Source organism: Acinetobacter sp. 18QD2AZ41W (assembly GCF_009829025.1).
Classification (GTDB): Bacteria; Pseudomonadota; Gammaproteobacteria; order Pseudomonadales; family Moraxellaceae; genus Acinetobacter; species Acinetobacter pseudolwoffii.
The window spans coordinates 202,416-208,541 of record NZ_WURP01000005.1; the positions used below are offsets into that span (position 1 = coordinate 202,416).

Annotated in this window: 5 protein-coding genes; 1 reads left to right on the forward strand and 4 read right to left on the reverse strand. The window is 43.8% G+C overall.

Annotated elements, in window-relative coordinates:
* Window positions 1-3 precede the first annotated feature (3 nt).
* Window positions 4-780: a class III extradiol ring-cleavage dioxygenase gene (locus GVV58_RS09785; protein ID WP_005096339.1), complete on the reverse strand. Its 777-nt coding sequence runs from the start codon at window positions 778-780 to the stop codon at window positions 4-6.
* Between the two features lie 110 nt (window positions 781-890).
* Window positions 891-1,373 carry a 23S rRNA (pseudouridine(1915)-N(3))-methyltransferase RlmH gene (rlmH, locus tag GVV58_RS09790; RefSeq protein WP_005096341.1) on the reverse strand — a complete coding sequence of 161 codons (483 nt, stop codon included), beginning with the start codon at window positions 1,371-1,373 and terminating at the stop codon, window positions 891-893.
* A gap of 151 nt (window positions 1,374-1,524) precedes the next feature.
* On the opposite strand from rlmH, the gene GVV58_RS09795 reads away from it, so the two are divergent.
* A complete protein-coding gene (locus tag GVV58_RS09795) occupies window positions 1,525-2,472 on the forward strand; it encodes a M28 family peptidase (protein ID WP_159516446.1) in 948 nt (315 codons plus the stop codon).
* 60 nt (window positions 2,473-2,532) lie between these two features.
* Here the strand turns inward: GVV58_RS09795 and lon are convergent, their stop codons facing one another.
* The gene (lon, locus tag GVV58_RS09800) at window positions 2,533-4,959 is read right to left on the reverse strand and encodes an endopeptidase La (RefSeq protein WP_159516447.1); all 2,427 of its coding nucleotides are present in this window, start codon (window positions 4,957-4,959) and stop codon (window positions 2,533-2,535) included.
* Window positions 4,960-5,105: 146 nt separating this feature from the next.
* Complete coding sequence (locus GVV58_RS09805) at window positions 5,106-5,687, reverse strand: 5-formyltetrahydrofolate cyclo-ligase (RefSeq protein WP_005171883.1); 582 nt, start codon at window positions 5,685-5,687, stop codon at window positions 5,106-5,108.
* Window positions 5,688-6,126: the final 439 nt, after the last annotated feature.

A 6,126-nucleotide genomic window follows, 5' to 3' on the forward strand; every position in this document is an offset into this window, starting at 1 on the left:
AGATTAATCGAAGCGGTAAACATCCATGCCCAGAGAACCCATGCTAAAACTGCTATGTACCAGACTAAAACGGCTTCCGGTCCCCATCGCAAAGAAGATCGGGGCAAAATGCTCCAGTGTTGGATGATTACGCGCCATGTGTGGAATATTGGACCAGTCCAGTATCGCATCATAATCGCTATGGGCCAGTTTATGGACGACAAAATTGCGGAAATCTGATGCCCATACCGGTACATCAGCCGCCGTTCCATCCCAAGACAGTTCACGTAGGTTATGCGTGATACTGCCTGAACCAATCAGCAGGATTTGCTGCTCACGTAGCGGTGCCAGACTTTGACCAATTTTATAGATTTCATCGGCACTCATCGACATGGGCAAGGAAATTTCAACCACTGGAATATCCGCATCCGGATACATATGCAGCAGCGGCATCCACACGCCATGATCACGTGGACGAGTACTATTGGCATGTGCGGCAAAACCGGCATTGGCCAGCAAACCCAAGATCTGCTCGGCCAGTTCAGGATTTCCCGGTGCAGGATAGCGTAATTGATACAGCTCTGGCGGGAAACCACGGAAATCATGCCAGGTCTCTGGTCGAATACCGCTACTGACTTCCAGTGCCTCACTTTCCCAGTGCGCTGACATGATAATAATCGCTTCCGGGCGTGGCAGGTTTTCGCTTAAACGATGCAAGGCAGGACCCACTTGCTCAGGATTCAGCGCCAGCATAGGAGAGCCATGAGAAATAAATAAGCCGGGCAACGTTTGTAAGTTCATAAGTCAAACCACATCTAGAAGATGTCTCAATAATGCATTAAAAATAGCGAAAAAAGCAGGAGGAATTATTCAACAAAACGTTGCATAAACAGAACGCTTCAGCAACGTCATTAACCTGCACGATGGTAGGGATGATTATGGTTAATGGTCATTGCACGGTACAGTTGTTCAATCAGCATCACCCGAACCATGGGATGGGGGAGTGTGAGCTTAGACAGGGACCAATGCCATGCAGCAGCTTTACGTACTGCTTCCGAATGACCATCTGGCCCGCCAATCGCCAGTACCACATCATTGCCTTCCAGCATCCAGCCTTTCATGGTTTCAGCCAGTTTTTCGGTACTGAACTCACGTCCACCCACTTCTAGCGCGATCAGAATTTCGTTCTGCTTGAGTGCATTTAAAATGCTGTCACCCTCAATATTTCGATATTTCAGGATATCCGCTTCAGAATCATTTTTGCCGCGCTTGGCCATGGGCAGTTCAATAATCTGGGTCTGTACAAAGGGCTGAATACGTTTGAAATAATCTTCAAAACCAGTCAGCACCCATGCTGGCATTTTTTGACCAATGGTCAGGATACGGATTTTCATACAGACAGATCAATAATTGGATACTTCATTATAACGATCAAACAACACGAAGTTGAGTCAGGAAACAAATTGAAATTGAAATGAAGGATTTAGTGCTGCTTTAATGTCCTGAGTTCAAGTCTCCGCTTGATAAAGGAATGGATAATAATAAATGCGGACTAAGGTCATCATAAAAGGATGTTGTACTTTGCTGCTGTTGGTCACCGGTCTAATCGGCTCAAGTCTCAGTACCGCCAATACCAACACACGCGCTCAAATTTCTCATCTGGAATTATTTTTCAGCCAGATCATGAGTGTCGATGAATTTCGAAATTACAAGAATGTTAAAGAACTGAACCGAGTGTCTGCATGGATTAAAGGACAGATGCAGCGTTTTGGCATTCCCTGTCAGTTTCAGGTCTATGTAGTTAATAGCCTAAGCTATCGAAATGTCATTTGCCATTTAAATGCTCAGGCCAAAACCAAAATGGTCATGGGCACGCATTATGATGTCTTTAGTGATCGATATGGTGCTGACAATAATGCTTCGGGAGTGGCAGGTTTACTGGAAACCGCAAGATTATTGGCCTTGCAAAAATCCAAGCTCAAACATGAGATCGAATTTGCTTTTTATACCTTGGAAGAGCCGCCTTTTTTCAAGACAGAACATATGGGCAGCTATATTCATGCCAAGTCGCTCAAGAAAAAAAAGCAGAAGCTGAAAGGTGTGGTGATTCTGGATTCAATTGGCTATTTTGATGAAAATCTGGTGCAGACTTATCCGGTGGGGTTGAAATGGATTTATCCAGATCATGGGAACTTTATTGCCGCGATTGGTCATTTGGCCTCGACTGGCATGACCGGAGATTATTGTACTGCCATGCAAAGTCTTAACCGTCTGGAATGTCAACGTTTTATTAGTCCAACTTTTGCTCAGGATATGAATTTTTCTGGTTATCTGAATTATGCCAAATTCAATTATTCGACCATGTTAATTACCGATACGGCGCATTATCGTAACCCTTATTATAATACTGAGCTGGACACCTTGGATAAACTGGATCTGAAAAAGATGACCTATGTGATTGATGGGCTGGTAGAGATGGCCTTGCAACCTTAATCAATTTCTTTACACAATAAAAAACCCTGCCGGAGCAGGGTTTTGGCAAATCAGCTCATCTTAATGACGGGCTGCTTTCGCTTCTTCTTTGGTTTTTACAATCGGTGCTTTCACCAAGGCTTTTGGCAAAGAGATGAGGGCCAGCGGTAAAATCTCATCAATCGATTTCACGGCTTTAATCTCTAAACCATCTTTTACATTTTCAGGAATTTCCGCCAAATCACGTACGTTTTCCTGTGGAATGAAGACCAGCTTGATGCCACCACGATGGGCTGCAAGAAGTTTCTCTTTCAAACCGCCAATACGTAACGCACGACCACCCAGACTGGTTTCACCTGTCATCGCGATATCCGGACGAATCGGAATCCCGGTAAACGCAGATACCAATGCAGTGGTCAATGCCAAACCTGCGGATGGACCATCTTTCGGTGTCGCACCTTCCGGTAAATGTACGTGCACATCGGTTTCTTCAAAGCGGGACGCTTCGATGCCAAGCTCATCTGCACGGGTACGCACCACAGTCATGGCAGCGGTAATCGATTCTTTCATGACATCGCCAAGAGAACCGGTGGTAATGAACTTGCCTTTACCTGGAACGGCTGCAACCTCAATGGTCAGCAATTCGCCACCCACCGAAGTCCAGGCCAGACCATTGACACGGCCGATTTGTGCTTCTTCTTCCGCCATACCATAGTCAAATTTATGTGCGCCCAAGTAATCTGGAAGATTGCCTGCTGTCACTTCAATTTGAAGGTTTTTGGCTTTTTTGCTCACCGCTTCTTTGACCACTTTACGTGCAATTTTGGATACTTCACGCTCAAGGCTACGTACACCGGCTTCACGGGTATAACGGCGCACGATGTCACGAATCGCTTCTTCATGCACAGTTAACTCTTTAGCACGCAGGCCATTATTTTTAATGGCTTTTGGTACCAGATAACGATCTGCAATATTGACTTTTTCTTCTTCGGTATAACCCGGAAGACGAATCACTTCCATACGATCCAGCAAGGCTTCAGGAATGTTCATGCTGTTTGCGGTACAGATAAACATTACTTCAGACAGATCCAGATCTAGATCCAGGTAGTGATCACTGAACTTGTTGTTCTGTGATGGATCGAGGACTTCGAGCATCGCAGACGCCGGATCACCACGGTAATCTTGCACCATCTTGTCGATTTCATCGAGCAGGAACAACGGGTTTTTCACCCCAACTTTAGTCAATGACTGCACGATTTTACCTGGCATCGCACCGATATAGGTACGACGATGACCACGAATCTCGGCTTCGTCACGTACACCACCAAGGGCCATACGTACAAATTCACGACCAGTTGCTTTGGCAATCGACTCACCCAGTGAGGTTTTACCAACACCCGGAGGGCCGACTAAACACAGAATCGGGCCACGCAATTTTTTCACACGTGACTGAACCGCAAGATATTCCACAATACGATCTTTGACATCGTCCAGACCATAGTGGTCTGCATCCAGAATTTCCTGTGCTTTGTTCAGGTTAATGCTGACTTTGCTGGCTTTATTCCACGGTGTATCCAGAATCACTTCCAGATAGTTGCGTACCACAGCAGCTTCACTTGAAGCAGGCTGCATCGCTTTGAGTTTACGGAATTCAGCTTCTGCTTTTTTACGTACATGCTCAGGCAAATCAGCTTCAGCAAGACGTTTTTCAATTTCAGCGACATCATCTTCCGCGCCGCCGTTCATATCAGAAAGCTCGCGCTGAATGACTTTCATTTTTTCATTCAGGAAGTATTCGCGCTGGTTCTTTTCCATCTGACGTTTAACAGAGTCATGCAGGGTTTGCTCAATCTGCTGTTCTTCAGATTGTTGCAATAGATAAGTCATCAGCTCAGTTAAATGCGCTTCGAATTCATCATGTTCCAGGAATTTTTGTTTGACATCAATATTCAATGGAACACGGGTCGCCACGAAGAATAATAACTGTAACAGGTCTTCAATTTTGTTGGCTGCGGTGATCAGTTCACGCGCATTACGAAGTTTCGCTTCTGCATATTGAGCAAAAAGCGCACGTAATTCTTGTAAGCGCACGGCTTGAGTGTCTTCATCCACCGTAACGGTCATTGGGCTGAGTTCATGTTCTGCTGTCAGATACTCACTTTCGTCAATGATGGTTTTCAGTTTGGCACGGTGCAGTCCTTCAATCAGGACTTTGATACAGTTTTCATCATTTTCGTGATTCACAACTTGCACAATCTTCGCGACAGTACCGTATTGATATAAATTGTCGTGATCAATTTCTTCTGTAAGCGAATCTTTTTGCGCAACTACAAATACTAGATTGTCACTGTTACGAGCCACATCAACTGCATTGATCGATTTTTCACGACCGACAAACAGCGCAATTTGCATATGCGGATAAACCACCACATCACGCAGCGCCAAAAGGGGTAGTACACTTGGAACCTGAGGCTCTAAGGTTTCTTGATTCATAATAATTTCAGACATGAGCACTCCTAATGAGTGACAACGGTGTTGCCATGTTTTAATAGTGATGGGTAATTTAAAAAATACAAGGGGCGTTAAGATTAAATTGTATGAAAAATGACTAATTATGTGATTTTAAAGTAGTTCACAACAGGAAAATTGAAAAATTAACGTTTGAAAGCTAAAAAAACTGTCGGGGTAATAAGAGCATCCAAGGGTTGGTCCCATTTTTCCCGTTTTAAGGACTGGCTAAGCAGTTGAAAGTCATGCGCCAGTCCCAGACGGAATGGAAGCCCGGGCGCAGAAGCCAGGGTTCGATCATAAAAACCGCCACCCATCCCAATGCGTGTCCCTGAATGATCACAGGCCAGCAGCGGCATGATCAATAAATCCAGCTTAGAAACATGAGTACCACGTGTCGTCATTGGCTCCCGCATTCCCAGCCGATGATAGGCAAAGCGCTTGTTGCGATATTGATGCTGGCTGATTCGGATCCAGACCAGCTGTTGATTCATGTCGCAAATCGCAGGCAGATAGACCTGTTTGCCCAGTTTAAAGCAGCGTTCAATAATGGTGTGGGTATGAATCTCACCAAAAGCATGCAGATAAATGCCGATGTGCTTGGCATGAATAAATTGCGGGCTACGTATAAGGCGATTTAAAACTTTTTGTGCAGCTTGCCTTTGCTCAAATTTAGAAAGATGACGACGTGTTTTACGCAGGTATCTTCTTAATTCTTGAATGGTCATAGGGCAAAAGCAGATCTGACAAAAGTGTGCTCTAGTCTAAGTGGGAATTCGGGAAAAGTAAAAAATAATTGTGATCTTGATTCTCATATGACGAGGTAGCAACTTGGTTAAGTTCAGCAAATTTCATAATGAATCTCATCTCTAAAAACTTGATTAAAATTGGTCAATTAAAGGCATTGAATTATTGGCTGCTTAAAATGTCATAATTTTTTTATTTTCTGTGAAGCATGCGTTTTTAAGTCATCATTTTGATGATCATGAAACAGATTTTGATTAATAAAGGTACAAATCTAAAATCGATTTTTTGTGTTTTTGAGTGAATTATAGATAAGGGATCAGATCTCTGATTAACCCAATAGATCTAGGGCGTGTCCTCATTTGAAAAATTGGTTTTAAATACTTAAAATCCTCCTTTAAGCTCTTTTGATTTCTATATTTT